We start from the raw sequence: 240 nt of genomic DNA, 5'->3' as shown, positions 1-240 counted from the left end.
TTTGGGTGGTTGGGGACTCATGGGAGACTGCCGGGGTCAACTCGGAGGAAGGTGGGGATGACGTCAAATCATCATGCCCCTTACGTCTTGGGCTTCACGCATGCTACAATGGCCGGTACAAAGGGCTGCGATCCCGTGAGGGGGAGCGAATCCCAGAAAGCCGGTCTCAGTTCGGATTGGGGTCTGCAACTCGACCCCATGAAGTCGGAGTCGCTAGTAATCGCAGATCAGCAACGCTGC

The 240-nt window shown here is 57.9% G+C and carries 1 rRNA gene; it reads left to right on the top strand.

Going from position 1 to position 240, the window contains the following annotated elements:
- Nucleotides 1-240: ribosomal RNA gene (locus Q0795_RS17180) — 16S ribosomal RNA — on the top strand; the annotation flags it as partial.

This window comes from uncultured Serinicoccus sp., from assembly GCF_947487915.1.
In the GTDB taxonomy this organism is placed as follows: Bacteria; Actinomycetota; Actinomycetes; order Actinomycetales; family Dermatophilaceae; genus Ornithinicoccus.
The sequence above is the reverse complement of the archived record's forward strand: the minus strand, read 5'-3'. Positions and strand labels throughout refer to the sequence as shown.